The following is a 26,471-nucleotide window of genomic DNA, read 5'->3' as shown; positions in this document are numbered from 1 at the left end:
ATCCCCCCTTACATATCACAATGTATGCTTGTAAGAGGGGACATAGTATTTTATTTTTACTCTTAAAAAGTCAAGCTTACCTTCACTCGAATGAGATGGAACGGCCGGCGGATATCTGACATTACGCTTGCCGCGCGAGCTCCCAGGCGAGCAGATCTCTTAAAAACTCCGGCATAAAGTATTGTTTTTCTTTTGAATCGCGGATGTAAGGGAACAGCTTTCCGAGTGTAAACATGTCGAGAACGGCAACCGAGTATATCCGCTCCGGATCCACCTCTTCTCCGTTCACTTTCACATTGAGGAGATGCGTCACACCGTCTTCAAGAATGCCGGCCTCTGCCTCCGCTCCGGCATATACCATCCTGCCCATCACTTCCCCGCGGAAGCCGAGGCCCTTAATCCGCAGCTGCTCCATTTGTTCCGAGGCGGCCTGGCTGATTGTTTCCTGGAGCTCCCTGCCTGAAAGACGAACGGCGACCGGATTGATCGGATGAGGGCAGATGCGGTGCAGGTCAAGCTTTGTGACAGGCCCCTTCTGTAAAGGCCCCAAAATGACGCCTGAATTCACCATGCTGACTTCACAGCCGCACCAGCTTTTCAGCGCTTCGGCTAATAGAAGCGGCAGCGGCGATTCCTCAAACCACTTCACGCCGGCTTCTTCCTTCAGATTGGCGACTTGTACGGAGAGCAGGTTTTCCGCTTCCCGTTCTTTCTCTTTCAGAAAAGCCGCCGTATCTTCAGATTCCCCGTGCCAATCAGCCATTTTCTGTACAGATGCCTGTTTGCTGACAATGGTTCGTGATTCACTTTCTATCGTGAGCTCGACACAGCCGACATAGTTCCCGTATTTTTCCGCACATGCAAGCAATACGCCGTTTATGTCCTGTCCGTCCTCAAGAAGGTGGTGCGTATGTGATTCAAGAATGACATCGATGTCGGGAAATTTTTCCGCTGCGGCCCGGTCATCGATCAGGCCTAAATGAGAAAGCAGAATGATGATGTCCGCTTTACCCTTGATATCGTCAAGTGATTCTTGAATGCTTTTTTCCGCATCCGTCACCGTCCAGCCGAGTTTCTGATAGACGGGATAATACGGCACCGTGACGCCTAGTATGCCGGCGGTCATCCCGTTTTTCAGCGTTTTGATCACGTAGGGCTTGGCCCATTCCGGGCGCTGTCCGTCCGCGTCAAACAGGTTGGACACAATGACGGGAAACGCGGCATGAGTATATAAATCCGCCAGCTCATCGTGAGGCAGCGTAATCCCTTCATTATTCCCGACGGCAGCCGCATCAATCTCAAGACGGTTTAACAAGTCGACATTCGCTTTGCCGAAGGTCGCTTCCGTTATCATTTGGAATCGGTCCATATGATCGCCGATGTCGAATACGAGTGTTTCCTCCCCGTCCTTTTCATGCTCACTTCTCTTCTGCTCAATATAATGTACGATTTTCGGCCAATTTTCGAAATGGCTGTGCAAATCATTCGTATGATATAAACGGAGCTTCTCTAACATACCATCTCTCCTACCTTTTAGCTGAATATCCCTTGATAAATCAATTCACAGCCGATCAAAATCAAGACGACCCGCATGAAAAGCACGATCGTTTTCGTCTGCACCCGCTTATTGACCCACGCGCCCATTTTGCCGCCGAACCACGCGCCCGGAACGAGGCACAGCGCATACAGCCAATTGACATGGCCTTCTGCGATATGTGACACGGAACCCGTCACGGAGGATAAGAAAATGATGAGCATTGACGTCGCCACAGCCACTTTCGGCGGGAACAAAAATAACAGCATCATGGCCGGAACCATAAGAGAGCCGCCGCCGATGCCGAAAAGACCGCCCAATAAACCGACGAAAAAGGCAATGGCGATACCGGTAAAAATACGGTACGAATATGTATAAAGCTCACCCGATTCATCCTCATAAGTCCGGATCATGCCTTTATGCGCTTTATTGACCGGTTTTGCTTTCGCCTTCAGCATTAATGTAATGGAAATCAAAATCATAAAAAGTCCGAACCAGACGGAAAACGTATGCGCATTAAAAAGTTTAGACAAATACGCGCCGATGATGCTTCCCGGGCCGGAACCGATAAAAAAGATCAGTCCGCTTTTGTAGTCAACAGTTTTATATTTCATATAGGCCAGAGTTGATGACAGGCCCGTAAAAATAATCACCAAAAGGGACGTGCCGATGGCAGTCTGCGGTGTTACGTCATGGAAAAACGGAGTCATCGTGCTTAAATAGAGCATCGCCGGCACGATGATAATTCCTCCCCCAAGCCCGATCAGGCTGCCGACCGTTCCCGCGATAAATCCCAATATGATCAAAATAAGATAAGACATGTGTCTTGAAACCTCTTTTCTAGCTGAATAGGTCGAGCTGCTTCGGAGCAAGCCCGGTATATGAGATATCTAACATTTCAAGCATCTCAAGCCCGTTATCGGCGGCGTCTCCGCCTGAGTTATTGTTGAAGAGCACATACAGATTGCGCGACTGCTTTTTCAGCTCCTGAAGATTGTTTTTCCAATCTTTGAGTTCCTGTTTGTTATAGCGGTATAAATATCTGACCTCACGCCAGTTTTGTCCGCCGTCAGGTTTGATCCAGCCCTGCTTGTTCCGTCCGTGAAAACGGACAAGCGTTTTTTCTTCATCCGTTGCTTTTAGGACGGTCGGAATGCTGCCCTCGCCGATTTGCGGCTCGTCACATATGCTGTGAATCCAGCCTTCCTCCTTCATAAAGGAAAGGGTCTGCTCGTAAAATGGCGGGGAAAACCAAGACCGGTTGCGGAATTCAAGCGCGCACGGGATATCCCCCATCTGCTGCCTGCACCATCTTAAATATGCGACGTTTTCTTTCTTGCAGTCAAACCACGGCGGGAATTGGAACAGCACCATGGCAAGCTTTCCATGCTCTATATACGGCGATAATGACAGCTTAAACGCCTCAAACATTTCTTCCTTCGATTCAAAGGGAATATCGCCGCGCTGATGACCCGTCATTCCTTGATATGCCTTAATGACAAATTGAAAAGATTCCGGCGTCTCTTTGACCCATCTTTCGTTATTGCGGGCGGGCTGTATCGCGTAAAAGCTCGCGTCCAGCTCAACGATGGGAAAATGGGAGGAATACGCCTGCAATTTTTGCGGGCCCGCTGTTTTAGGCGGATAGATGCTGTCATGATCCCCCCACCCCGTCAGTCCGATATAAATCACAATCCTTCACCTCTCATTCTAGTTTATCACAGGTGTTTTTCTCTTTCCGTTTCCATGTTTTTTCTGAATGCACTTTTCAGGAACCGGTACTGATGTTCATTGGTGTCCGAAAATGCCTCATCTCTGAAAGAAAGAATGTGCTGATAGACGATCGGCTCTGAAAACTGACTGCTCGTGAAATCATATATCTCCCCGTCTATTCGATTATAAAAATGCCAGCTTGTGCCGGTTTTTGTTTTGAGAATGTCACCGCCGTAAACATCTTGGATGACTAAAGCCGTCACGCCGCACTGGCCTTTGGCCGGGCAATCTTCCGTCCATTTTGTACTGGTCTTGCGCGACCAGGATGCCGTTAATATGTTCAAGATTTGATCATACAATGTGTTTTACTCCTTTTTATAAAAAGATACCACGAGACCCGCTTTCCAAACGACAAAAAAAGCCGATTCTCCTCAGAGAATCGGCTCTTTTATTTCAGAAGGCTTCAGAAATGTTCCGAAAGCCCCGCTCTGCTTACGACCATCTTGGTACACACAGCGTCCCTTGCTGTAGGTCGCAGCAATTCGGTATGGAAAGGTGCGGCCTTCATACAAGCTTTGCTTATGTTTGGAAAACATCGTTTCTTTTGTGACGGTAAAAGGTTCCGGCCGGACAATGGCAAAATCAGCGTCAAATCCTTCTTCAAGCCGGCCTTTATTCGTTAAACCGAAGCGCTTGGCAGGTGCTTCGGCCGTCCATCGGGCCACATGTTCAAACGGAATCCCATGATCGATCGCTAATTGAATCATGCCGAGAAGCGTAAATTGGCCTCCGCTGATCCCGCCCCACGACAGGAACATATTATCCTCGCGTTTCAAAGACGGATGACAGGGAGAATGATCCGAAGACACCATATCAATCAGACCCTCAGCCAAAACCCCGATCAATTCCTCTTTATCAGCCTCTGAGCGGAGCGGCGGAGCGCATTTGGCGGCCGCCCCTTTTTTGAGGAAGTCTTCAAAGCTGAATAATAAGTAGTGCGGACACGTTTCAACGGTGACATCCAATCCGTCTTTTTTCGCCTGCTGAATGGAGAGCACGGCCCGTTTCGTGCTGATATGTACAAAATGAAGCGCGCATCCCGTCGCTCTTGCATATTCAATCGCCCGCTGCACAGCCTCGCATTCGGCTTCTTCCGGACGGGAGGAAGCGTAAGCGCGGGCATCAATTTTCCCTTGGAGCGCGTACTCGGCTTCAAGGAATCGGGTGAGGGCGTCGCTTTCTGCGTGCAGGGCCAAAATCTTGCCGCACGCCGCGATTTCCTTCATTCCCTTTAAAAGAGTCCGTTCATCGGCTGATTGAAATTCATCCGTTCCCGATTTAGACAGAAACGCTTTAAACCCGATTGCCCCCGCTTCTGCCATCGGCCGGATATGTTCGGTATACCCGGGCATCAAACCGCCCCAAAGCGCAAAATCAACCGCTGACTTCCGTTCGGCGATTTCCGCCTTTGCCAGCAGGTTTTCAGCAGTTACCGTCGAAGGAATGCAGTTAAGCGGCATGTCAAAATATGCCGTACAGCCGCCGGCAGCAAGCATGTTTGAGCCGGTTTCAATGCCTTCCCATTCTTCGCGTCCGGGTTCATTGAAATGCACGTGACAATCGACCGCGCCCGGAAACACATACATGCCGTCTGCCTGCACCACTTGGTCCGCGTTTTCGTCAATGCCGGGCTCGATCAATGCGATTTTCCCGTCCTTGACGGCGATATCGGCCCGCTCTGTCCCGCCTTTTCGCACAGCTTTCGCACCCTTTACAATTACGTCATAGGCCATTTTATCTTCCTCCCTGTAAGGATGACGATTTTCTGTCAGTTTTTATCACAACATGCGTCTATGATTGCCAGTTTACTGCTACTATGATCGTAATACATCAGCAAAACCGCTATAATTTTTGATGATTTTTATTCATATTAACTAATGGTTGTCTTTAGAACCTGAAAGGAGATTGACTGATGAACATTTATGATGTGATGAAGATTCCCGCTTATGAGCGGGCCGCATTAATCGCAGGCAGATCCGGCGGCTGGAGGGAGGTGCAGCACGTCAACATGATGGATGCGCCGGACATCGCTGATTTTTTACATAAAAACGAATTGCTCGTCACGACGGCTTACCACTTGAAGGACCGCCCGCAGCTGTTGAAAGATTTGATCCGCCTCATGGCAAAACGGGGATGCGCGGGACTGGGGATCAAAACGAAGCGCTATCTTAATGTCATTCCGAAAGATGCCGCGGAGCTTGCCGACCGGTATGAATTTCCGATTATTGAGCTTCCGGAAGACATCAGGCTGGGAGATATCGTCAATGCTACATTGAGCCATATTCTTGATATGCGTTCAAATGAGCTGCAGCAGGCCATTTACGCCCATAAAAAATTCACAAACCACATTATGAGCGGCAAAGGGCTGCAATCCCTGCTTAAGAAGCTCTCAGACATTCTCCGGCTTCCCGTGCTGCTTTTGGATCAGCATACAAAACTCTTATCATCGTCCCACAGCATACCTATTGACACGTCTTTATTGAAAAACATCTGTTATTCCCTTTCCGGTCCTTATTTCACCTGCTTTTCCATGCTCTCCGACAGAAAGGCGTATTCTGTCCTGCCGATTCTGAATGTTGAAAAAAACTGCGGTTATCTGGTGATTCCGGAGCTGGTGCAGACCGCTGATAAAGGCATGATTTTGACAATTGAACAGGCGGCCAACGTCATTTCCTTTGAACTGCTGAAAGAAAATGCCGTCAAACAATTCGGCAGACGGGCGCGCAATGAATTTTTCAGCAATTTCATCGACCGCTCGTTTACCGGCCATGAAGAAATCAAAAGCCGCGCCAAAGAATTCCGGCTCCGCTGGGATCAGAAATACATGTGCATCTGCGGAAAACTCGACCGAAATGAGAAAACGATCAGCTTTACCGAAAATCAGCTCGTTTCCGATCATGTATTTGATCTGCTTGAAGGGGAGCTGTCATCCTTTCCGTTTCCCCCTCATCTCTTTATTAAAGGAAATGTCGGTATTCTTTTAATTGAAGCGACAGACAGCTGGAATGAAATGCACGCGTCTGTCATCAGCTTTTTGGAGCAGTTTCAAAAACAGGTCCGGGCGCAATTTAAACGGACTGTCTCCTTCGGCATCTCAAACATATGCCAAAAGCTGATCGATGTCCCTGACGCTTTTACTGAAGCTTCAGACGCTATTTCATCCGGGCATTTGTCCAGAAGCGCGGAGTTTATTCAAATCTATCATGCCAAAGACGTGCCGGAGCTGCTCCGCCTGCTTCCGGCGGAAGATGTGAAGAAGTTTTACGAAGCCACCCTCCAAAGTCTGGCCGATCGGCAAAAGGAGGACCAGAGCCTGCTTCATACGCTGTCTGTTTACCTGGAGACCCACTGCCAGATTTCAGAAACGGCTAAGCGCCTGTACGTCCATCGAAATACGGTGATCTATCGTTTAGAAAAATGCGAGGAACTGCTCGGCAAAAGCTTAAAAGATCCGGAGACGACGATGCGCCTGCGGCTCGCGCTGAGAATGCAGCGGCTGATCGGGTAAGGAATTGCTGCTATCCTCAAATGAAATCCACTCTCATTGGCGTTTCCGCCAAAAAAATACGAATATTTCAGCGATAAAGCCTGATGCCAGCCCGTCTTCCGCATACTAACGTGTTTTAAACATCACATTCGGAAAAATGAGGAGTTGGGATAAGAGAAAAACTGCAGCACTGGCCATCCGCTCTCAGTATGTAGTTGCCATGTACGCAGGAGCCATTACATTCCCTTATTCGGTGGGATTTATTGAATACAAAGGGAATCGTACGGAAAGCTTCGCGAAGGCTACAGTGCCGCAGAAGAGGTTCATGCCCTAACCGCTTCTGTATTTCACAAACAAGCCCTCTCAATAGCGAACCCTGATTTAGATGCAGATTTCCTTAGCTGTTTCACATTACCTTCCAATCTCAAAAGCATACTTGGGATACAGTCGTCGGTGAGATTCCATGCTCGGAAGGAAAAACGAAGACGGGCGGCTCGACAGCCATCTTCTCAGCGAACAGATGCAGCTCGGAGAAATATAATGGAATCATACGGGTGCTTGCTTCTCCCGTTTAGGCTTGCTTGAAAATCCCCCTCTCCATCCATTTTCATATATCGATGCATTAAAGGACTACCACATCCCGCTCCTGCTAATCCTATTTGGCTATCAGTTGTACCTGGGAGTTAGGGTTTCATACTCAATGAAAAGGATGCAGGGGTCCCCTGCATCCTAAGTACATTCAGAAAATTTTCAGCCTTTAAAAATTAATTTAGAAGAATAATTATTACTAATCAGTCAAAATCATATTTTAGACATTAGCGTTTCCATTTACTTGAATTTACAGTTTGAAGTAGTTCCGAGTGTTTCCAGTTGTTATAAAGTTTCACTTTTACACGAGTTGAAGCAGATTTTTTAGCGATATTCGTAAAAGTAACATTCAATTTTTTGCCGTATGACGCATTACCGGAAGCAGTATCAATAGTCTTCCATGAACCGCTTGTATACCGCTGAAGGTATAATTTACAATAAGCTGCGGTCTCCCATGTGCCTGATCTTCCTAATTCAACTGTGGCATTAACATTTTTGTAGTTATCTGATGTATGTATATATGATTTTGCAGAAACAGTTCCAGTATTGTAAGTAAAGCTCGTTGTTTTGCTTACTGCTTGCGCTGATTGACTGAATCCTATAATCAGGCCAAAAGTCATAATACCTGCCAACAATACTGCTAGAATATTCTTAGTTTTACTTCTCATGATAAATCCCTCCATTAATAATTATACTTGTAAACACAAGATTATTATACATTCTAACCCATATTTTCCGATTTTTAAAGACTAAATAATCTTTTGGTTACAAAAACTAGATAAGAATAAGATGAGTTTTAAAAAGACATTGTATGAATTTTATAAATAACTTTTAAAAACGATATCTGATAAGAACAAAAGCCTCCGCCTCAATTTCTCCTCAGTTCTCATTGGCTTGAGTAATAATGGAAGACATTGTGATTTTTTAGCCGAAAAGCCGTTTTTTCTGTGCGTATCAATCTGTTATTGGCTTCCCAATAGCTTCTGTTGCCGTGTCAACTTTCTGCCTTGTTTATTTCTCGACTGCTTGTATTCTGGAATTGCAGAAAAGCACGGATGAAGCCGGGGCGGAACTCACCAAAAAGGTGTATTCGGCCACTTTATTACTGTCAGCCTGCTTCATATCCTCATTACAGACAGAAAATACAACAGAAGCAAACTTGGAAGATAAGTAAAAATGGATATTTTCAAATTGAGAAAAAGCGAAAAGCCCCCGGATACCCGGAGGCTTTTGATTCTTATCCTTGCTGCGTGAACGGCCGGGTCTGTGTCTTTTTGCCCCAGCCAAGCGCGGCCAGAAAACTGATGGCGAGAATGGCCGCTCCCAGCATATACGGAAATTCCATATTTACATCAAAGAGAAAACCGGCGGCTGACGGTCCGGCGATATTCGCTAAGCTGATGAATGAGGTGTTCATCCCGCCGGCAAACCCCTGCTGGTCACCGGCGAGCTTCGACAGCATCGTATTAACGGCCGGCCGGAGCAGCGATGTCAGCGTCAGGAAAAAGATTGCCGCGGCAAAAACGGCCCAATATGAACCCGCAAACCGGCACCACACAAGTCCTGCAGCAGCCCCGATCAACGTCACGTTAATGACGCGCTTTTCCCCGAACCTGCGGACGAGATAACTGACGCCGACCGCCTGCACAAACACGCCGATGAGACCCGCAGCCGTAATAATAAAGGCAATATCAGAGGCTTTAAATCCGTGTTTATGGTCAACGTAAAGGCCGAAAACGGATTCAAAGTTCATAATTCCGAAGTTCAGCACAAAAACCAGAATCAGCATAAACGCGAACGGCGATTTGAGCGCGCGTGACATTTGCTTAAACAGATGCTCACGTTTTTCCGTTTTCGCCCGGGCTTCCAGCTGCTTTTCACGTCCAAGCGTTTCGGGCAGAAAGAAAAATGAAAGCACCGTTGAAAAGCAGGCGAGACTTGCGGACACGATGAACGGCACAGACATGCCGTAATGAACCAAATAGCCTCCGACACCGGGCCCGATGACGACACCGAGCGTCATCGCCGCGCTGAACAGCCCCATTCCTTTCCCGCGTTCTTCCTCGGTCGTAATATCCGCTATGTAAGCGAACATTGACGGCATTAAAAACGCCGCGCCCATCCCGCCCAAAAGCCGGGATGCGAACAATTGCCACAGGCTTCCGGCAAAGGCGAAGATCAATTGTGACACGGCAAAGGCGGCAATGCCGAAAATAATCAGTTTCCGCCGTCCGTATTTGTCGGTTATTTCCCCGGCAATAGGCGCAAATAAAAGCTGTGTAAGCCCCGCCGCCGCAACAAGCAGACCCATCGTGCTCCCCGTCGCTCCGAATTCGGTAATATATGCGGGCATAATCGGAATAATCAATCCGATTCCAAGCATCGCAATAAACATATTCAGCATTAAAATTGACAATCGGCCTATGTACGCCATGATTTCTTACCTTCTCCCCAGACAAACAGATGATCATTCCATATTTGTCATTTTTTATACCATTCAGTATAACGGGGAAAAGGGAAAAAAGTCCAGATGATTTCAATCTCGTTTTCATGTCTCATGACAGCACACCGGTTTCAGCCGGCAGATCATATATGTTAAGGGCCGCCTGCAGCGCTTCCCCGGCTTTAACTGCAACTCCGTGTCTGATCAGAACCGCCTCAAGTCCGGCCAGCACAAACAGCACATTTTCCTTTCTGCAGCTGTAGCCCATCGTTCCGATTCGCCAAATTTTCCCCTGCAGCGGACCGAACGAGCTGGCGATTTCAATTCCGAATTGAGACAAAAGCATACTCCTGATCGATTCGCCGTCTGCTTCCGGCGGAATCTTCACACATGTGACGACAGGCAGCTTCGCCTCCGGATCGCCGAATAAATCAAGGCCCATCGCTGCAAGTCCCGCCGTAAGCGCTTTTTCATGACGCTGATGCCTGCGGAACCGTTCTTCAAGTCCTTCTTCCAGGACAAGGCGCACACCCTCCCGCAGCGCATAAAGCATTGCTGTCGCTTCTGTATGGTGATTCAGCCTTCTTTCACTCCAATAATCTTCGAGCTGGCTCAGATCAAAATAGTTGCTCGTAACCGGCCGATGACCGGACAGCATTTTACCGTCAGCTGCCGTCGCAATGCCCCGTTCTACCTTTTTACGCGCGGCAATGACAGCTGCCGTCCGGTCATTATAAGTAATCGGCGCCATTCCGGAAGGGACCGATAGGCATTTTTGCGTTCCCCCGATGACTGCGTCAATCTTCCATTCATCCGTTTTTACGGCGCAGCCTCCGATCGTGGCTACGGCATCCACGATAAAGAGTGCGTCTTGGGCGCGGCACGCTTCCCCGATTTCTTTCAGCGGGTGAATCCGCCCCGTTGATGTTTCTCCGTGCACCATAGCGACGATTTTCGGGGAAATCTTTTTCATCTCGCTGATAATCTCTTCAGGCCGGAAGACCGTTCCCCATTCACACTCGATCGTATGAACGTCTGCTCCGTACCGCTCGGCGATTTCAGTCAGCAGGTATCCGAAGCGTCCGTATATCGGAACGAGCACGCTGTCGCCCGGTTCTATCACACTTGCGAGAACAGCCTCAATCCCCGCTCTTGATGTGCCGTCAATCGGATAGGCCCAGCGGTTTTCCGTTTGAAATAATTCACGGAGCATTTGCATCGTTTCGTTCATGATGCCGGTAAATGCCGGGTCAAACTGGCCGAGGATCGGAGCGCCCATCGCCCTCAGCACTCTCGGTTCAGCTTCTGTCGGTCCCGGTGTCATAATCGTTCTTTGCGGAATGCACAATTCTTTTCTGGTCGGCACGCCGATTCCCCCTTTACGTTAATAGGCAAGTTTATGTAATACATTCGCCAGCGTAAGGACGCCGGTTTCAAGCTGATGTGCGGGTGTGAATTCAAGCGGCGAGTGGCTGATCCCGCCACGGCTCGGCACAAACAGCATGCAGGCCGGAAAGGTTCTGCCGAGCATCTGGGCGTCATGTCCCGCTCCGCTTACGATCTTCTCCGGGTCCGCCCCCTGCTCTTTTGCAGCCTCTGCTGCGGTTCGTGTCAGTGTCTGATCCATTTGAACCGGCTCTATCCTCATATATTCATCAATAACAGGTCTGACTCCTTTGCTGCGGCTGATGTTTTCAATAATCGACACCAGTTTCTGATGGAAGGCTGCCAGCACGTCTTCCTGCTGGTGGCGAATATCAACGGAAAACTGGATACGGCTCGGAATGACATTCGCCATATTCGGCTCAACCGTCATTTTCCCGCACGTCAGGCGGAGCTCTTCCGGCTGTCTTTCCGCTGAGAGCATGAGTTCGTGGATGATGCTGCTTCCCGCCGCGAGCGGATCTTTCCGCCATTTCATTGAAGTGGTCCCCGCATGGTTGCATTCACCGTCAAGCGTAACGGTATAGCGCCTCTGTCCGGCAATCCCGGTGACAATCCCGATATCCTTTCCCGATCGTTCAAGCGTTTGCCCCTGTTCTATATGAATTTCCAGAAAGGCACTAATATCAGTGCGCAGCGGCGCCGGATAACGGCCTGCACCGAAGCCGTTCTGCCGCATGGCTTCTTTCAGAGAAATGCCGGACGCGTCTTTCGGCGTTTCCGCATCTGAAAGCGAGAAAGCACCGGTGATATTGCCTGAGCCCCAATAGGTGATGGGAAAACGGCTCCCTTCCTCTTCACAGAGCGACACAGCCTCCAGCGTTTTTTTCGGACGCCCGCACGTCTCATGCAAATGCCGGATCGCCAGCATGCCCGCCAGCACGCCGAATGCACCGTCATATTTGCCGCCGTCAATAACGGTGTCAATATGCGACCCGGTCAGAATCACCTCATCAGGCGATTCTGTGCCGCTCAGCCGGCCGAATACGTTACCGACATCGTCAAATGCCGTTTCCAGCCCGAACGCCTCCATTTTCTTTTTGACGGCAAGCTGGGCGTTCATCCATTCTTTCGTATATAAAAGCCTCGTCACTCCGCCGGAAGCGGAAGCGCCGAATTGAGACAGCCATTGTATGTTGTCGGAAATTCCGATATTCGCCGCCGAAAGCTGCTGATGTTCCATACACGCCCTCCTTTTAAACTGAAAAACTGACAAGATGATCTTCATTATAGAAGGAGCGCATTATGAGTTCATTATCATAACCTCTAAAAAATCAATGATTTTCCGGATACTTTGACCAAGAAACCGCCCCTCTGTCCCATAAGCCGAAGGAACCATTTTTCAAAAAAGATAGAATATTAGATTTATTTTTTGGATAATAGAGGTAAAGGAGGGCAAGTCATGACAAAAAAACTTTGGTTTCTGCCGATTGTCTGCCTGTTTTTCATTTTTGGATGGGCCGCGCCGTCAGTCTCTGCGGGCGCGCCGGCTGACACGAATCTGTACAGCCGGCTCGCGGTTTCAACTTCCGGCGGCACAACTCTTTTTCCGCAAACTGCCTCAGCTGTCATCACTCCGTCTGCGGATACGGACACATATTATAAAGAAGCTTCCGGAAAAAGCGGAACAGCCTTAAAGAGCGCCCTGCACCGCATCATCAGCGGACATACAAAGCTGTCTTACAGCCAAGTATGGAATGCATTGAAGGAAACTGACGAAGATCCGGCAAACCCGAACAATGTCATCTTGCTCTACACCCAGGAATCACGGGCCAAAAGTAAAAACGGCGGCAGCGTCGGGGACTGGAACCGTGAACACGTGTGGGCAAAGTCACACGGAAACTTCGGAACAGCTGCCGGCCCCGGGACGGACATTCATCATCTGCGCCCTGCAGACGTCCAGGTGAACAGCGCCAGAGGAAACATGGATTTTGATAACGGCGGCTCAGAATACCCGAAAGCGCCGGGCAATTATTACGACGGTGATTCCTGGGAGCCGCGCGATGAGGTCAAAGGAGACGTCGCCCGCATGCTGTTTTACATGGCGGTGCGTTATGAAGGCGGCGACGGGTATCCCGACCTTGAGCTGAATGATAAAACCGGAAACGGCTCAGCTCCTTACATGGGAAAACTGTCCGTTTTGCTCAAATGGAATAAACAAGACCCCGTCGACAGTAAGGAAAAACGGCGGAACGAAATCATTTACGAAGACTATCAGCATAACCGCAATCCGTTTATCGACCACCCGGAATGGGCGGACGAAATCTGGTAATCGTATCATAAGAAGTGATAAGGGAGCCCCATCATCAGGCTCCCTTTTTCAATATACGGCGTTTTCAGTGTCGGCATCAAAAAAGACGGCCCGGTTCATATTGACCGCAAGCAGAATGGCATCGCCGGGTTTCACCTCTGAAGCGCCGTCAAGACGGATCGTCATGCGGTCATCTCCGCTCACCGCATGAACGTACATCTCCGCGCCTAAGTTTTCACATACTTCCGCCACAGCGCGGCACACCGCTTCAGGCGGGTGCTCTGATTGTCCGGCAAGCGTCAAATGCTCCGGACGCAGCCCCGCAGTCATCTCCTTACCGCTGTATCCTTTCTGGACAAGAACGGCCGCTTTTTCTTTCGGAATGGGCAGACGAACGGACGAACCGGCAAAATACCATTGCCCGTGACTTTCTTCTATGACGCCTTTTATAAAATTCATACTCGGAGAACCGATAAAACCCGCCACAAACATATTCGCCGGATAATGATAAATCTCATGGGGGCTCGCGGCCTGCTGAATATCTCCTTCATTCATCACGACAATCCGGTCGCCCATTGTCATCGCTTCCGTCTGATCATGCGTCACATAAACGATGGTCGCTTTCAAACGCTGATGGAGCTTGCTGATTTCGGCGCGCATCGTCACACGCAATTTCGCGTCTAAGTTGGAAAGCGGCTCGTCCATCAGAAACACTTTCGGCTCCCGCACGATCGACCGGCCGAGCGCAACCCGCTGCCGCTGCCCGCCTGAAAGAGCCTTCGGTTTCCGCTTGAGCAGATGCCCGATTTCCAAAATATCAGCAGCCGTCCGGACTCGCTCTGCGATTTCTTTTTTCGGCAGCTTTCTGAGCTTCAAACCGAACGCCATATTATCAAACACCGTCATGTGGGGATACAGCGCGTAATTCTGAAAAACCATTGCGATATCACGATCCTTCGGGGGCAGATCGTTCACCGCGTCTCCATCGATATAAAGCTTCCCTTCAGAAATGCTCTCCAGTCCGGCAATCATTCTGAGTGTCGTAGATTTGCCGCAGCCGGAGGGACCGACAAGCACCAGCAGCTCCTCATCCTTTACATCTAAGTGAAAATCCTTCACTGCCGCCGATTGGGCGCCGTATGTTTTTTTGATATGGTCAAATGTTAATGATGCCATTCGAAACCTCCTCCAATACTGGAAACCGCCACATCTTTCTGTTATGTTAAAAATGTTCGGGGTTTCTGACAGATTCATAAATGAAAAGCAAATTTGTATTATAACGTCATAATACATATAATAGTACTACTACTTGACAAAGGAGGTCCGTCCCATTGCTAAATAACGGGAGCTCGAAACCTTTATATATTCAGCTGAAACAAATTATCGCGGACGATATCAAGAAGGGCGTTTATTCGCCGTCCGTAAAACTGCCGACTGAAAATGAGCTGTGCGAAACGTACAACGTCAGCCGCATAACGGTCAGGAAGGCCATCCTTGATCTTGTGGAAGAAGGCTGGCTCGTCCGGCAGCAGGGAAAGGGAACGTTCGTTAAAAGCCCTAAACTGAAGCGGGAGCTCATCGCGGTCAACGGCTACTCTGAATTTATGGAATCAACGGGAAAAAAACCGAAACACCAGATCCTTTCCCATGAAATCATTGAAGCGCCTAAATCCATCGCTCAAAAACTTCGCGTCGCTTCCGAAAGTCCCGTTCTTGAATTAAAACGCGTTTTATTTCACGACGACCAGCCGCTCTCATTCGAAATCGCCCACTATCCGCTCAGTTTATTTCCCGACATCGGCAAGCATATTAAAGGCGGCGTGTCGATGCATGACATTTTGAAACAGCACTATCAGGTGGTGCCCACCCATAATACGAAGCTGTTAAATGTCGTATACGCCAAGCAGGAAGAAAGCCGCTATCTGGCTTGTGATATCGGGGATGCGCTTTTTGAAATTGACAAAACCGCTTTTATGTCAAAAGACCAGCCGATATACAGCTCGCTGTTTGTAATGCATACCGACCGCGTCACGTTTACCATTAACAGCCCCTATGCGTAACAAGTATAAAAAACGAGACAATGCTTATCGTATTCTCGTTTTTTCACTGCTTTTCCCGCCGTCCGGCCTGTAGGGATGCCCGTAACCGAACGCTCCGAACCCTCCGCATGTTTTGGCAGCCGTCCCGGCGGCCGCAGTAAGCGCTCGCCGAATATCCTGATGCTCGAAGAAATCGGTAAGAAATCCGGCAATAAAAGAATCACCCGCGCCCAATGTATCTATTATATCAGCTCTTACCACCGGCTGATGATAGACGCGTTCCCCATCCGATAACACCGCGCCATGTTCTCCCCTTGTCAGACAGACGATTTTCGCTCCGAAACCGCGGGCTTTTTCGGCAAGCCGCACACATTCACTTTCACCCAAATCACTCCCGGAAAAAAATGCATACGTTACGTACGGACAGACCGCTTCTAAATAGGCTTCGTCACGTTTTACAGAGAAGTCAAAGGAAATCGGCACATGGCCGCTCAGCATCGGAAGGTCACGTTCTATCCTGCTGTATACGCTCGTATGCAGCAGATCATGTCCGGAGATAAATGAGATGTCATTCTCCTGAAAAGCGAGCGTCAGACGCGATTGCACGCCGCCTTTATTCGATCCGGCAAATATCCTGTCCCCTCTTTCATCAAGCGTGACGACCGCCATCCCGTTTTCTCCGTATGCCCGGCGGATCAGATCGGCATTCACCTTTTCCAGTTTCAGCACATTCAATACGTGATCCGCCGCTTCATCACTGCCGAGAATCCCGATATAAGAAGTTTCGTGGCCTAAGCGCCGGGCAAGCACGGCTACATTTAACGCATTTCCGCCCGGGTAAAACGTCTCCTGATCCTGATAATAATCTACTACATTATCTCCGGCCGCTATCAGTTTCATCTTTTCATCCCCCTTATCCTTTCACGCTTCCCGCTGCAATGCCGCGGATAAAATATCTCTGCATCAATAAAAACAGCGCGATGATCGGAGCAGCAGAAATCGTCAGCCCGGCCAGCAGCACGCCCCAATCCGTCTGCAGCGCATCTCTGAACTGCATCAGCCCGGCCGGAATCGTCCGTAAATTTTCATCATCGATAAAAATAATCGCAAACATAAACTCATTCCATGTATGGTAAGCCGTCAAAATGCCTGATGTCACCAGAATCGGCACGCTCATAGGTAAGAATATTCTGAAAAATATTCCGAAACTTGTACATCCATCCAGATAGGCCGCTTCCTCAAGCTCTTTGGAAATCGACAAAAAATAGGAACGGATCAGAATCACGGTAAACGGAATACGGTAGGCTGCGTACGGAAGAATCAATGCCCAATACGTATTGTACAGTCCCAATGACTGGATAATGGAGTACAGCGGCACAAGACTGACCTGCGGCGTCAGCATCAAGCCGCCAAGACAAATGATCAGCACAAACCCTTTTCCTTTAAATTGAAAACGGGCCAGCCCGTATGCCGCCCAGGCACTCACAAATACGGTGATGAGACAAGTCAGCACGGTCACAATGACGCTGTTCATAAAATAAGCGGAAATCCCTTGGTTCCATGCGGATACGAAGTTTTCGGGATGCCAGACAGAGGGCAGCGACCAGCTGTGCTCAAAAATCTCATCCGAGCTTTTAAAGGCGCTGACCGCCATCCATAACAGCGGATATGCAACGGCAATGAGGTAGATAAAGAGAAACAGCCACACAGACGTTTCCCCGACATACCATTTTCTCGGTTTTCCGCCTGTTCTGACGGCCTGACGGGCATGACGCAAGTCCGTCTTTTCAGGAAGCATCGGCTACTCCTCCTTTCCGGTCTTAAAGAATTTCATCTGAATAAGCGACAGAGCAAGCGTCAGCAAAAGCACCACCGTCGCGATCGCAGAAGCGTAGCCCATCATATCCTTTGTAAAAGCGCTCTTATACAAAAATGTGCTCAGCACTTCTGAAGCATTGCCCGGCCCTCCGCCGGTCAGAATATACGGTTCATTAAATACGGTAAATGCGCCGGTCAGCGTCATCACCACGGCAACAAACGACATTTCTTTCGTCTGCGGCACCGTAATGTGAAAAAACTGCTGGATTTTTCCGGCTCCGTCCAGCTGCGCCGATTCATATAATTCAGCGGGAATGCTCTGAATCGAGACAATGTACAGCATGGCGATGTAACCGACAGACTGCCATTGAGACACAAAAATGACAGACAGCATAGCGGTGTTTTCATCGCCCAGCCACGCGCGGGTCAGTTCATCAAGTCCGACGGCTTCCAGCAGCTGATTCAAAAGCCCGATTTCCGGGTTATAAATAAAATCAAACAACAGCGCAATGACGGTCATGGAAATGACGACCGGAAGAAAAAATACCGTACGGAAAAACGGCGACCATTTTCTTACCAATCTGTCTTCCAGCACGGCCGCCAGAATTAAGCCGCCGCCAACCTGGCAAATCAGCGATATGACCGCATACAGCACATTGTTGCGGAGTGCTGTAAAAAACACGGGATCGTGAAACAGGTCAATATAATTTTTCAAACCGATAAACGTCTTTTCGGGTTGAAATGAGCTCCATTCAAACAGACTGAAAAACACATTTTCAATAATCGGAATGTAAACGAACAGCAGAAAAATCAGCGCGGGCGCGAGAAACAGATACGGAATGAAACGTTTTCGGCTGACCAAGGAAATCCTCATCTCCTTTCTCCAAAGAAATCTGTTCTATTCAGATGACGCTTTGACCTGACGCGCCGCTTTCTGCACGGAATTCATCACCTCGCGCGGTGTCATTGTGCCGCCGAGCATCTGCTGAACGCCTGCCGCATACACATCGGCGATTTCAACGTCAACATCCATATCAAACCACGGCACCATTGTTTCGGCGCGGACGATATCCTGCACGGCTTCGCGCTGGATCGGGGTGGAATTGTTTTCTGTCGCCGTTCCCTGAACCGCGCTGTATTTACCAACGTCTTTTATCAGCTTCTCTCCCATTTTTTTCGAGGTTAAAAACTGAAGAAATTCCATAGCTTCTTTCGGGTGCTTCGTTTTTGAGGAAATCATAAATCCTTCCGGAGATCCGGTCAGTGCACGGGGAGATCCCTTTTCGCCGCTGATTTTCGGGAAAGGAAACAAGCCCAGATTGACCGGTTCGACGAGCTTAATTTCTGCCGTTTCCGCATAAATCATCGCCGCTTTGCCGCTCGTAAACTGCTGGCGCACGTATTCGTGATCAACGGAGTTCACGTGCTTTGTAAAGTACGGCAGAAGTTCCTGAAGCTTTTCAAGCGCTTTGACATAGCCTTCGTCCGTAAACTCCCCGGTTTCCGGGCTGTAATCCTTAGCCCGCGTTTTCTCATCCACCATACGCTGGTTCAGCGTCCCGATATAATGAGAAATGGTCCAAGGCGCTTTTGTGCCGAAACTGATCGGAATATATCCGTTCTCTTTCAATTTCTCACAGACTGTGATCAGTTCATCCCATGTCGCCGGGGGCTTCAAATGTAATGTATTAAAAATGTCCTTATTATAAAAGAATGATTTAGCGTCCATTTGCCACGGAACACCGTACTGTTTTCCGTCATGCGTAAAGGGTTTGATTTGTGACTGCACAAGCTGTGAGGACCAATGTTTATCCTGCTGATAGTAAGACGACAGATCGAGGGCTTTTTCTCCTTTGATGAATTTATAAGCAAACCGGTCGCTCCAAGAAAAGAAAATGTCAGGGGGGCTCGTTGTTCCGAGCATGACTTTCACCTTGTCTTTATAAGAATCGTTCAAGACCGCTTCCGTTTGGATATGAATATCCGGATGAGCGGCTTCAAATTCTTTGACCGCTTCTTCAAAATAGCTTTTTTCCGGCTCCTTCGGCCACCTGTGAAAAAACTTCAGGGTCACTTTTCCGTCAGAGGAACTGCTTTGGCTTGAACAGGCGGCGGCTGACAGACATACAGCTAACAGAACGAACAGGCAGATGAGCTTTTTCAGATGCTTTTCCTCCTTTGCACCGGACTATAACGTTATATATCATTATAGTCCGGTGAAATATAATGCGCGTTCTTAATATTCGACTTTCCACATGTAACGCCGCTGGCTTAACGGATGGTTCCTTGCTTCCGCCAGCGCATCCGCATAGCTTCTGAGCACCCGGTTTAATACGAGAGGAGCCAGGTAGCCTTTTACAGAATCGTCAATTCCGGAAAAATCATATGCTGCCGCATCAAGCACAGTCAGTTTTTTGCCGTATCTTTTTGAGAAGGAAAGCGCCCGCTCTTCAAGGGGTCTTGTTTCGTCTAAGCCGAGCAGGATAATAAATGGAACGGATTCATCAATGATTTCGAACGGTCCGTGAAAATATTCTCCGGCATGAATGGCGTGGGAATGAATCCATTGCATTTCCATGAGAATGCAGATGCTGTAGGAGTAAGCGACGCCGTAGTTCGCACCGCTTGCCATCGTGTAAATGATATCTTCTTTTTCGTGGGCTTTCGCGAATGCCTTTGCGTGATCCGCTTCTTGTTTAAGCGCTTTGTCATATACGGTCTGGAGCTTATTGAGTCCGTCGATCGCCTGCTCAAACGCGGGATGGTTTTCCAGCACGTGTAAAGCGCCGAACACGATTTGATACAGAACCCCGTAATTCGTATTTATCGCCTGTGCGTTCTCACCCCAGTCATAAACCGCGACATATTCGGCTTCTTTCGCTAACGGCGAATCAGGCTCAAAGGTCATCGCAATCGTAAGCGCGCCTTTTTTTCTGGCGAAACCGGCGGCTTTCACCGTTTCCGGCGTATTGCCTGACTGAGAACATAAAATCACGAGAGAGTTCTCTCCGAGCTGAATGGGATTGCGCTGAATAAATTCATTTGAACTGTAGAGATCAGAGCTGATGGCTTTCGCCTCTCTGTCAAACACGTACTTGCTCGGATACATAATGGCTGAAGAACCCCCGCAAGCGACAAAAAAGACGTGGTCAATCGTTTTTCCTTTCAGATCATCCAAGAAAGCCTGAACCTTGTGATTCACTTGTGCGGCAGTTTGACTCAAATCCTTCACTCCTCAGTGTTTTATTATATAATGTTATATAACATTATATAACGTTATATTAATCGCAACAAAGGTGCGTTGTCAATCATATTTTCTGAAATTTCTAAAATATAAAATAAACCCGTCTAATTTCCCGCCCTCTCTTGACCTGACCCTTAGAGACACGTTTAGAATGAAAAGCAGGGAGTGATTCAGAATGAATATAAAAGAAGCCGCCAGGCAGACGGGTCTCACGAAAAAAGCCATCAAATGAATACTGAAAATAAACTTTTTAACATTAATATACTATTATATATAAAAAAGGGAGTGTTCATATGTTTTTGATGAATGATAAGGTGCTGTGGGGAGCTGTGGTTCTCGCCTTTATTCTGTCGATTGTGTTTTATCCGTTTCTTCCTGCTGATATGGCCATTCACTATGACGTGTCGAACCGTCCGAATACATCAATCAATAAAACGGCCGGCGTCCTGATTTTTCCTGTGCTCATGATGATCTGCATGTTATTCAGAAAAAAGGTCGTCCAGCTGTTCCTCGTCGTTTACTGTCTGCTGATCGTGCATATTGCAGTGATGTGGCTGGCACTGTAAACATAAAGAAAACCGGAGCCCTTAAGCTCCGGTTTTTCTTATTTATAAAATACTTTCTCAATGTTGTATTTCGACTGAAGGGTATTGATCGCGTACGTTTCGTAAATCTCCCTTTCCATCGGATCATTGACGACACATACTTCAATTTTATACACTTCGTCCCTGTGATGTTTAACAGGCGACACATTGTCTTCAAAATGCTTTTTGATTCTTTGTCTTAATTTACGGGCTTTCCCGACAAACAGCAGCTCATCATGAATGTTATAAAACATAAAGATGCCGCCTTTGTCTCTCGGTATTTGGTGAAAATCAATGAAACCGTAAATCGCTTTAATCGCCGGTTCATTTTCCGACGGTGACTGCTGCCGTTCCGTAATGGTTACATCAGGAGCAGGAAGGTTTATTTTTATCAAAATGGGTCACGTCCTCTTATTCATTAAAGCTCCATCCTATCATAAGAATGCGCCAAAAGCTATTTTTTATTCAAGCGCCCCGGCCGGATCATAAAGGCTCAAATCAATTTCCGTCTGCTGGCCGAGTGCGAGTTTTGCCAGTTCCGCCCCCAGATACGGCCCGCTCGTCAGCCCTGAGGCGCCCAGCCCGTTGGCAACGAGGAGTCCGCTGATATTCGGCACTTTGCCGATGACGGGAAGAAAACCGGGAGTAAACGGCCTGAAACCGACTCTTGTCTCTATCACAGTACTGTCTGAAAGGCCCGGCGCCACGGTTAATGCTTTGTCAAAAATCTCACGGAGGCCGCCGGCCGTCACCCGCAAATCCATGCCGGTATCGTTTTCATGAGTCGCGCCCGCTACAATCCGACCGTTTGCAAACGCGAGAATGTATTGATCGTTTGGGGGCATGACGACAGGCCAGCCGCCCGTATCCTCTCCCTGAAGCTCTAAATGAACGATCTGTGCCTTTTGGTATGATACTGAAAAACGGATGCCGAGCGGTTCAAGCAGCTCTCTCGCCCAAGCGCCAGCCGTTACGAGAACCTGGCCGGCAGTAAGCGTGCGTTCTGCGGTTTTCACACCGATAACGGCACCGTCCTCTGTCAATATTGACGCTTCTTCATTGTAAACAGCCGCGCCGTGCTTAACGGCCGCGTTTAACAGCGCCTTACGAAGCGCCCTCCCGTTCACCCGGGCCGCGCCGCTGACATGAACCGCCCCGTATTCCTCCGACAGCGCGGGGAACAGCGCCTTCGTTTCTTCCGGAGTCAGTCTTGTAATGTCACCGATTTCAGGAGCGTCCTCTCTTCTTTTATAAGCTCTTTCCTCCATTTGGCTGAGCTTTTTTTCATCCGTATGGAGACTGACGGCACCGACCTTTTGATAACCGGTGTCCGTTTCTCCGTCAGCTACAAGCTGCTGTATCAATTGGTTATAATAGCGGGCTCCGCCTTTTGCGATCGCATACCATGCCTGATTGCGGCGCTGCGACAGCCATGGGCAGACGATCCCTGCCGCGGCGTCAGTCGCCTGCCCCGGGTGTTTCCTGTCAAAGACCGTTACATCCGCACCGGCCTTTGCGAGATGATAAGCCGCGGACGCACCGAGAATGCCGGCTCCGATAATTATATAAGACTTCATGTGTAACACCTTTTCTATCTGTTTTGTCTTATTTATTTTAACAAATGGAGCGCCCGGTTCCTACCGGAGTCCTGACGGCGACAATGAGTTTTGAAAACGGAAACGTATAATAAAAGGAATACGTTCTTGTGTGAAAGCCGTTTTCCTCAAGAATTGCTCTGTATTGTGATGTATTTTTTATATCTGACACGGCCAATGTGCCGCCAGGCTTCAGCACCCTCACCATTTCCGTGATCGCCCGTTCCCTCTCTTTTCTGCCTGAAATGTTGTGTACGACAAAATGCGAAATGACAAGGTCAAACGTTTTATCAGGAAACGGCATGGCTTGCGCGAGTCCGTCATACAAATCAATTTCCGGCGCTCCTTCTGCCTGTCTGTTCTTTTCAAATGCGTCTCTTCCGTTTCCGCCCAGATCCCAGCTTGACCATTTGTCAATCGCTGAGACGTCAGCGCCTTTTTGTGCCGCGGCGATGGCTAGCAGCCCCGTCCCGTCCCAATATCAAGCACTTTCATGTCCGGCTTTAACCCGGAAAGCGCAAGAATGCGATGGCGGTGTGAAAGTTTAATGGCCGTTGAATACAAGAGCATCCAAAGACCGAGCAATAAAAACAAGGTGCCCGTCAGCCAGCCCCAGTAAGGAGGAATCATACCGCATAACGTGCCTGCGGCATAAAGGAGCGCAAGAAAGATAAATCCAAACGCTCCATAAGGCGCATCAATTCCGTATCGTGTTGTCATAACAGTCACCCCTTTCAATATTTATCCAAATGGCATACCATATTATTCTAGCAAAAACCGAAAGGAGATACGACCATATGAAACGCGAGATTACTTTTAACATCCCAAATCAATTCGGACGGTTTGCGGCAGACATATTAAAACCGTTCCCCATCTCTTCCTATACATGGTTTATCGGTGATGGAGAGGCGTATACTGACTTCAAAGAAGACACCGATACAGACCTGTTTCCGCAAAATAAGCGCATCATTGAGGGTCAAGAACTTCGTCAGCGTCTGGAAGGAAACCCTTATTATATGATTTTTGCTGAATTGAAAGCTTTCCCGAGCGGGATGGTAACGGAAATCAATACGTATGAGGAATATTTGGATAGTTCCTGTGAACTTGTGCTTCTCATCGCGGATTGCTCGTATGTAACGTTATATTGCAAAGATCCGGACATGCTCGAAGCTCTTTTTCAGCAGGCTGTACAATGCGGGTTTCACCACGTTGACTATGTTACAGATGAGAATGACGCGAGAACGAGATTGTCTGTCTGGTGAAGATGCGTTCTTTTTATGAAGCGCCGGATAGGGCTTATGATTCAAAATATTGACAAATTCGTGTGTTTTCAACAAAAAAACAACCCCCTCATGTATACTGAGTGCGTAACTTACATATGAAAGGGGTATGGCAATGAAAATCAGCTTGAAGAAAAAAGCAGGTTTTTGGAAGAAGACGGCGGTTTCGTCACTTATTTTCACCATGTTTTTTACCCTGATGATGAGCGGTACGGTTTTTGCGGCCGGGCTGAATAAGGATCAGAAGCGCCGGGCGGAACAGCTGACCAGCATTTTTGAAAACGGAAAGACGGAAATCCAATACGGATATGTTGAAGCGTTGGATGACGGAAGAGGTTACACTTGCGGGCGGGCCGGCTTTACGACGGCTACCGGAGATGCGCTGGAAGTAGTCGAAGTATACACGAAAGCGGTGCCGAATAACAAATTGAAAAAGTATTTGCCTGAATTGCGTCGTCTTGCGAAGGACGAAAGCGATGACATCAGCAATCTGAAAGGATTCGCTTCTGCCTGGCGCTCACTTGGCAATGATAAAGCCTTCCGCGCTGCTCAGGATAAGGTAAATGACAGCTTGTATTATCAGCCGGCGATGAAACGTTCAGAAAATGCCGGACTGAAAACGGCCTTGGCCAAAGCGGTGATGTACGATACGGTGATTCAGCATGGCGACGGCGATGATCCAGACTCCTTTTATGCCCTGATTAAACGCACGAACAAAAAAATGGGCGGGTCACCGAAAGACGGAACGGACGAGAAGAAATGGCTCAATAAATTCTTGGATGTGCGCTATGACGATCTGATGAATCCGTCAGATGAGGACACCCAGGATGAATGGAGAGAATCGGTTGCCCGAGTCGACGTTTTCCGCGATATTGTCAAAGAGAAGAACTACAATTTAAACGGGCCGATTCATGTCCGGTCAAGCGAATACGGAAGTTTCACTATTCAATAAATAAAAAAACCCCGCCATATGGCGGGGTTTTACTATTAACCGATAGAACCTTCCATTTCGAACTTAATCAAACGGTTCATTTCAACGGCGTATTCCATCGGAAGTTCTTTTGTGAATGGCTCGATGAAGCCCATAACGATCATTTCTGTTGCTTCTTCTTCAGAAATACCGCGGCTCATCAAGTAGAAAAGCTGTTCTTCAGAAACTTTTGATACTTTCGCTTCGTGCTCCAATGAAATGTTGTCGTTCAGGATTTCATTGTAAGGGATTGTATCAGAAGTTGATTTGTTATCCATAATGAGCGTATCACACTCGATGTTTGAACGGGCGCCGTCCGCTTTCCGTCCGAAGTGGACGATACCGCGGTATGTTACTTTTCCGCCCTGTTTCGAAATCGATTTTGATACGATTGTGGATGACGTATTCGGTGCAAGGTGAATCATTTTCGCACCTGCGTCCTGATGCTGTCCTTTGCCCGCAAGAGCGATAGAGAGCGTCATGCCGCGCGCGCCCTCACCTTTCAGAATGACAGCCGGATATTTCATCGTCAATTTAGAACCGATGTTTCCGTCAACCCATTCCATTGTCGCGTTTTCTTCACAAACCGTACGTTTCGTTACTAAGTTGTAAACGTTGTTCGCCCAGTTTTGAATTGTTGTATAACGGCAGTAGCCGCCTTTTTTAACGATGATTTCAACAACCGCGCTGTGAAGCGAGTTTGTTGTGTACACAGGAGCCGTACAGCCCTCTACGTAATGAACGCTTGCTTCTTCGTCAACGATGATCAGCGTACGTTCGAACTGACCCATGTTTTCAGAGTTGATGCGGAAGTAAGCTTGAAGCGGTGTTTCAACCTTCACGCCCTTAGGCACATAGATGAAAGATCCGCCGGACCAAACAGCTGAGTTCAGCGCCGCAAACTTGTTATCAGTCGGCGGGATAACTTTCGCCCAGTGCTCGCGGAAAATGTCTTCATTTTCTTTCAGCGCGCTGTCTGTGTCTTTGAAGACAATGCCTTGCGCTTCAAGATCTTCTTTCATGTTGTGGTACACAACCTCAGATTCGTACTGTGCAGAAACACCGGCAAGGTATTTTTGCTCAGCTTCAGGAATACCGAGTTTGTCGAATGTCTGTTTAATTTCCTCAGGCACTTCATCCCAAGAACGCTCTGAACGCTCAGACGGCTTTACGTAATACGTAATTTCGTCAAAGTTTAAAGAGTTTAAATCCCCGCCCCACTGCGGCATCGGCATATTGTAGAAATGCTCAAGAGATTTCAGGCGGAAATCGAGCATCCATTGAGGCTCTTCTTTCATGCGTGAAATTTCTTCTACGATTTCTTTTGTCAATCCGCGCTCTGAACGGAAAATGGAAACGTCCTTATCGTGAAAACCGTACTTGTATTCACCAATTTCAGGCATTTTTTTAGCCATCCATTTT

The 26,471-nt window shown here is 48.3% G+C and carries 26 protein-coding genes; 6 read left to right on the top strand and 20 right to left on the bottom strand.

What is annotated here, in order from left to right:
- Positions 1-121: 121 nt before the first annotated feature.
- The 5 genes from G9F48_RS09285 to G9F48_RS09265 all read right to left on the bottom strand — a co-directional run bounded on the left by G9F48_RS09285 (position 122) and on the right by G9F48_RS09265 (position 5,040).
- Positions 122-1,516: a bifunctional metallophosphatase/5'-nucleotidase gene (locus G9F48_RS09285; RefSeq protein ID WP_165409390.1), complete on the bottom strand. Its 1,395-nt coding sequence runs from the start codon at positions 1,514-1,516 to the stop codon at positions 122-124.
- A 17-nt stretch (positions 1,517-1,533) separates the two neighbouring features.
- Complete coding sequence (locus tag G9F48_RS09280; RefSeq protein WP_003151913.1) at positions 1,534-2,355, bottom strand: sulfite exporter TauE/SafE family protein; 822 nt, start codon at positions 2,353-2,355, stop codon at positions 1,534-1,536.
- A 19-nt stretch (positions 2,356-2,374) separates the two neighbouring features.
- Positions 2,375-3,226, bottom strand: a complete 852-nt coding sequence (locus G9F48_RS09275) for a DUF72 domain-containing protein (protein WP_014418802.1) — start codon at positions 3,224-3,226, stop codon at positions 2,375-2,377.
- Between the two features lie 26 nt (positions 3,227-3,252).
- Positions 3,253-3,606, bottom strand: a complete 354-nt coding sequence (locus G9F48_RS09270) for a YunG family protein (protein ID WP_165409389.1) — start codon at positions 3,604-3,606, stop codon at positions 3,253-3,255.
- Positions 3,607-3,678: 72 nt separating this feature from the next.
- Positions 3,679-5,040, bottom strand: a complete 1,362-nt coding sequence (locus tag G9F48_RS09265; protein ID WP_165409388.1) for an allantoinase — start codon at positions 5,038-5,040, stop codon at positions 3,679-3,681.
- 179 nt (positions 5,041-5,219) lie between these two features.
- Between G9F48_RS09265 and G9F48_RS09260 the strand changes: the two genes are divergently transcribed.
- Positions 5,220-6,815, top strand: coding sequence for a PucR family transcriptional regulator (locus G9F48_RS09260; RefSeq protein WP_077722786.1), 1,596 nt, complete (start codon positions 5,220-5,222; stop codon positions 6,813-6,815).
- Between the two features lie 794 nt (positions 6,816-7,609).
- On the opposite strand, the gene G9F48_RS09255 is transcribed toward G9F48_RS09260, so the two are convergent.
- The 4 genes from G9F48_RS09255 to allC form a co-directional block, all read right to left on the bottom strand.
- The gene (locus tag G9F48_RS09255; protein ID WP_003151908.1) at positions 7,610-8,050 is read right to left on the bottom strand and encodes a hypothetical protein; all 441 of its coding nucleotides are present in this window, start codon (positions 8,048-8,050) and stop codon (positions 7,610-7,612) included.
- A gap of 569 nt (positions 8,051-8,619) precedes the next feature.
- Complete coding sequence (locus G9F48_RS09250; RefSeq protein ID WP_077722788.1) at positions 8,620-9,816, bottom strand: MFS transporter; 1,197 nt, start codon at positions 9,814-9,816, stop codon at positions 8,620-8,622.
- A 121-nt stretch (positions 9,817-9,937) separates the two neighbouring features.
- Entirely contained in the window at positions 9,938-11,149 is a 1,212-nt protein-coding gene (locus tag G9F48_RS09245) for a pyridoxal-phosphate-dependent aminotransferase family protein (RefSeq protein WP_217904225.1), read from the bottom strand.
- Between the two features lie 60 nt (positions 11,150-11,209).
- Positions 11,210-12,451 (bottom strand): allantoate deiminase, encoded by a 1,242-nt coding sequence (gene allC, locus G9F48_RS09240; RefSeq protein ID WP_165409387.1) that lies wholly within the window; start codon positions 12,449-12,451, stop codon positions 11,210-11,212.
- Between the two features lie 219 nt (positions 12,452-12,670).
- On the opposite strand from allC, the gene G9F48_RS09235 reads away from it, so the two are divergent.
- Positions 12,671-13,540, top strand: coding sequence for an endonuclease I family protein (locus tag G9F48_RS09235; RefSeq protein ID WP_156735742.1), 870 nt, complete (start codon positions 12,671-12,673; stop codon positions 13,538-13,540).
- Between the two features lie 48 nt (positions 13,541-13,588).
- On the opposite strand, the gene G9F48_RS09230 is transcribed toward G9F48_RS09235, so the two are convergent.
- On the bottom strand, positions 13,589-14,695 hold the full coding sequence (locus G9F48_RS09230; RefSeq protein WP_065180466.1) for an ABC transporter ATP-binding protein: 1,107 nt from the start codon (positions 14,693-14,695) through the stop codon (positions 13,589-13,591).
- Between the two features lie 155 nt (positions 14,696-14,850).
- Between G9F48_RS09230 and G9F48_RS09225 the strand changes: the two genes are divergently transcribed.
- Entirely contained in the window at positions 14,851-15,579 is a 729-nt protein-coding gene (locus tag G9F48_RS09225; protein ID WP_165409386.1) for a GntR family transcriptional regulator, read from the top strand.
- 24 nt (positions 15,580-15,603) lie between these two features.
- Here G9F48_RS09225 and G9F48_RS09220 read toward each other — a convergent pair whose 3' ends face one another.
- From G9F48_RS09220 to G9F48_RS09200, 5 genes are all read right to left on the bottom strand, one after another.
- The gene (locus G9F48_RS09220) at positions 15,604-16,458 is read right to left on the bottom strand and encodes a PfkB family carbohydrate kinase (protein WP_165409385.1); all 855 of its coding nucleotides are present in this window, start codon (positions 16,456-16,458) and stop codon (positions 15,604-15,606) included.
- A gap of 13 nt (positions 16,459-16,471) precedes the next feature.
- The gene (locus G9F48_RS09215) at positions 16,472-17,356 is read right to left on the bottom strand and encodes a carbohydrate ABC transporter permease (RefSeq protein ID WP_003151895.1); all 885 of its coding nucleotides are present in this window, start codon (positions 17,354-17,356) and stop codon (positions 16,472-16,474) included.
- Positions 17,357-17,359: 3 nt separating this feature from the next.
- Positions 17,360-18,250, bottom strand: a complete 891-nt coding sequence (locus G9F48_RS09210) for a carbohydrate ABC transporter permease (protein ID WP_012118373.1) — start codon at positions 18,248-18,250, stop codon at positions 17,360-17,362.
- 24 nt (positions 18,251-18,274) lie between these two features.
- Positions 18,275-19,540 (bottom strand): ABC transporter substrate-binding protein, encoded by a 1,266-nt coding sequence (locus G9F48_RS09205; protein ID WP_165409434.1) that lies wholly within the window; start codon positions 19,538-19,540, stop codon positions 18,275-18,277.
- A gap of 72 nt (positions 19,541-19,612) precedes the next feature.
- Entirely contained in the window at positions 19,613-20,599 is a 987-nt protein-coding gene (locus G9F48_RS09200; RefSeq protein WP_003151892.1) for an SIS domain-containing protein, read from the bottom strand.
- Between the two features lie 314 nt (positions 20,600-20,913).
- Between G9F48_RS09200 and G9F48_RS09195 the strand changes: the two genes are divergently transcribed.
- The gene (locus tag G9F48_RS09195) at positions 20,914-21,186 is read left to right on the top strand and encodes a DUF1648 domain-containing protein (protein ID WP_007410095.1); all 273 of its coding nucleotides are present in this window, start codon (positions 20,914-20,916) and stop codon (positions 21,184-21,186) included.
- A gap of 38 nt (positions 21,187-21,224) precedes the next feature.
- Here G9F48_RS09195 and G9F48_RS09190 read toward each other — a convergent pair whose 3' ends face one another.
- The 4 genes from G9F48_RS09190 to G9F48_RS20060 form a co-directional block, all read right to left on the bottom strand.
- The gene (locus G9F48_RS09190; RefSeq protein WP_007410094.1) at positions 21,225-21,599 is read right to left on the bottom strand and encodes a nucleotide excision repair endonuclease; all 375 of its coding nucleotides are present in this window, start codon (positions 21,597-21,599) and stop codon (positions 21,225-21,227) included.
- Between the two features lie 66 nt (positions 21,600-21,665).
- Positions 21,666-22,781 (bottom strand): NAD(P)/FAD-dependent oxidoreductase, encoded by a 1,116-nt coding sequence (locus G9F48_RS09185; protein WP_146275455.1) that lies wholly within the window; start codon positions 22,779-22,781, stop codon positions 21,666-21,668.
- A 37-nt stretch (positions 22,782-22,818) separates the two neighbouring features.
- A complete protein-coding gene (locus G9F48_RS20065; protein WP_238785817.1) occupies positions 22,819-23,217 on the bottom strand; it encodes a class I SAM-dependent methyltransferase in 399 nt (132 codons plus the stop codon).
- Positions 23,218-23,255: 38 nt separating this feature from the next.
- Entirely contained in the window at positions 23,256-23,519 is a 264-nt protein-coding gene (locus G9F48_RS20060; RefSeq protein WP_238785813.1) for a hypothetical protein, read from the bottom strand.
- A 77-nt stretch (positions 23,520-23,596) separates the two neighbouring features.
- Between G9F48_RS20060 and G9F48_RS09175 the strand changes: the two genes are divergently transcribed.
- Together G9F48_RS09175 and csn are read left to right on the top strand one after the other, a co-directional pair.
- Positions 23,597-24,061 (top strand): DUF2691 family protein, encoded by a 465-nt coding sequence (locus G9F48_RS09175; protein WP_165409384.1) that lies wholly within the window; start codon positions 23,597-23,599, stop codon positions 24,059-24,061.
- A gap of 133 nt (positions 24,062-24,194) precedes the next feature.
- Positions 24,195-25,031 (top strand): chitosanase, encoded by an 837-nt coding sequence (gene csn / locus G9F48_RS09170; RefSeq protein ID WP_077722801.1) that lies wholly within the window; start codon positions 24,195-24,197, stop codon positions 25,029-25,031.
- Positions 25,032-25,066: 35 nt separating this feature from the next.
- On the opposite strand, the gene sufB is transcribed toward csn, so the two are convergent.
- Positions 25,067-26,464, bottom strand: a complete 1,398-nt coding sequence (gene sufB / locus G9F48_RS09165; protein ID WP_003151878.1) for a Fe-S cluster assembly protein SufB — start codon at positions 26,462-26,464, stop codon at positions 25,067-25,069.
- Positions 26,465-26,471: the final 7 nt, after the last annotated feature.

It is taken from the genome of Bacillus sp. EKM420B, from assembly GCF_011065565.1.
Lineage (GTDB): Bacteria > Bacillota > Bacilli > Bacillales > Bacillaceae > Bacillus > Bacillus velezensis.
Note: the sequence above shows the minus strand (reverse complement) of the source record. Positions and strands in the feature narration are given on the sequence as shown.

Bases quoted from the DNA above. Each gene is read 5' to 3' on its own strand.
- G9F48_RS09285 (WP_165409390.1), bottom strand. From the start codon at position 1,516: ATGTTAGAGAAGCTCCGTTTATATCATACGAATGATTTGCACAGCCAT.
- G9F48_RS09230 (WP_065180466.1), bottom strand. From the start codon at position 14,695: ATGGCATCATTAACATTTGACCATATCAAAAAAACATACGGCGCCCAA.
- G9F48_RS09195 (WP_007410095.1), top strand. From the start codon at position 20,914: ATGTTTTTGATGAATGATAAGGTGCTGTGGGGAGCTGTGGTTCTCGCC.
- G9F48_RS09260 (WP_077722786.1), top strand. From the start codon at position 5,220: ATGAACATTTATGATGTGATGAAGATTCCCGCTTATGAGCGGGCCGCA.
- G9F48_RS09235 (WP_156735742.1), top strand. From the start codon at position 12,671: ATGACAAAAAAACTTTGGTTTCTGCCGATTGTCTGCCTGTTTTTCATT.
- G9F48_RS09215 (WP_003151895.1), bottom strand. From the start codon at position 17,356: ATGCTTCCTGAAAAGACGGACTTGCGTCATGCCCGTCAGGCCGTCAGA.
- G9F48_RS20060 (WP_238785813.1), bottom strand. From the start codon at position 23,519: ATGACAACACGATACGGAATTGATGCGCCTTATGGAGCGTTTGGATTT.
- csn (WP_077722801.1), top strand. From the start codon at position 24,195: ATGAAAATCAGCTTGAAGAAAAAAGCAGGTTTTTGGAAGAAGACGGCG.
- sufB (WP_003151878.1), bottom strand. From the start codon at position 26,464: ATGGCTAAAAAAATGCCTGAAATTGGTGAATACAAGTACGGTTTTCAC.
- G9F48_RS09250 (WP_077722788.1), bottom strand. From the start codon at position 9,816: ATGGCGTACATAGGCCGATTGTCAATTTTAATGCTGAATATGTTTATT.
- G9F48_RS09210 (WP_012118373.1), bottom strand. From the start codon at position 18,250: ATGAGGATTTCCTTGGTCAGCCGAAAACGTTTCATTCCGTATCTGTTT.
- G9F48_RS09185 (WP_146275455.1), bottom strand. From the start codon at position 22,781: ATGAAGTCTTATATAATTATCGGAGCCGGCATTCTCGGTGCGTCCGCG.
- G9F48_RS09175 (WP_165409384.1), top strand. From the start codon at position 23,597: ATGAAACGCGAGATTACTTTTAACATCCCAAATCAATTCGGACGGTTT.
- G9F48_RS09255 (WP_003151908.1), bottom strand. From the start codon at position 8,050: ATGAGAAGTAAAACTAAGAATATTCTAGCAGTATTGTTGGCAGGTATT.
- G9F48_RS09245 (WP_217904225.1), bottom strand. From the start codon at position 11,149: ATGACACCGGGACCGACAGAAGCTGAACCGAGAGTGCTGAGGGCGATG.
- G9F48_RS09265 (WP_165409388.1), bottom strand. From the start codon at position 5,040: ATGGCCTATGACGTAATTGTAAAGGGTGCGAAAGCTGTGCGAAAAGGC.
- G9F48_RS09220 (WP_165409385.1), bottom strand. From the start codon at position 16,458: ATGAAACTGATAGCGGCCGGAGATAATGTAGTAGATTATTATCAGGAT.
- allC (WP_165409387.1), bottom strand. From the start codon at position 12,451: ATGGAACATCAGCAGCTTTCGGCGGCGAATATCGGAATTTCCGACAAC.
- G9F48_RS09280 (WP_003151913.1), bottom strand. From the start codon at position 2,355: ATGTCTTATCTTATTTTGATCATATTGGGATTTATCGCGGGAACGGTC.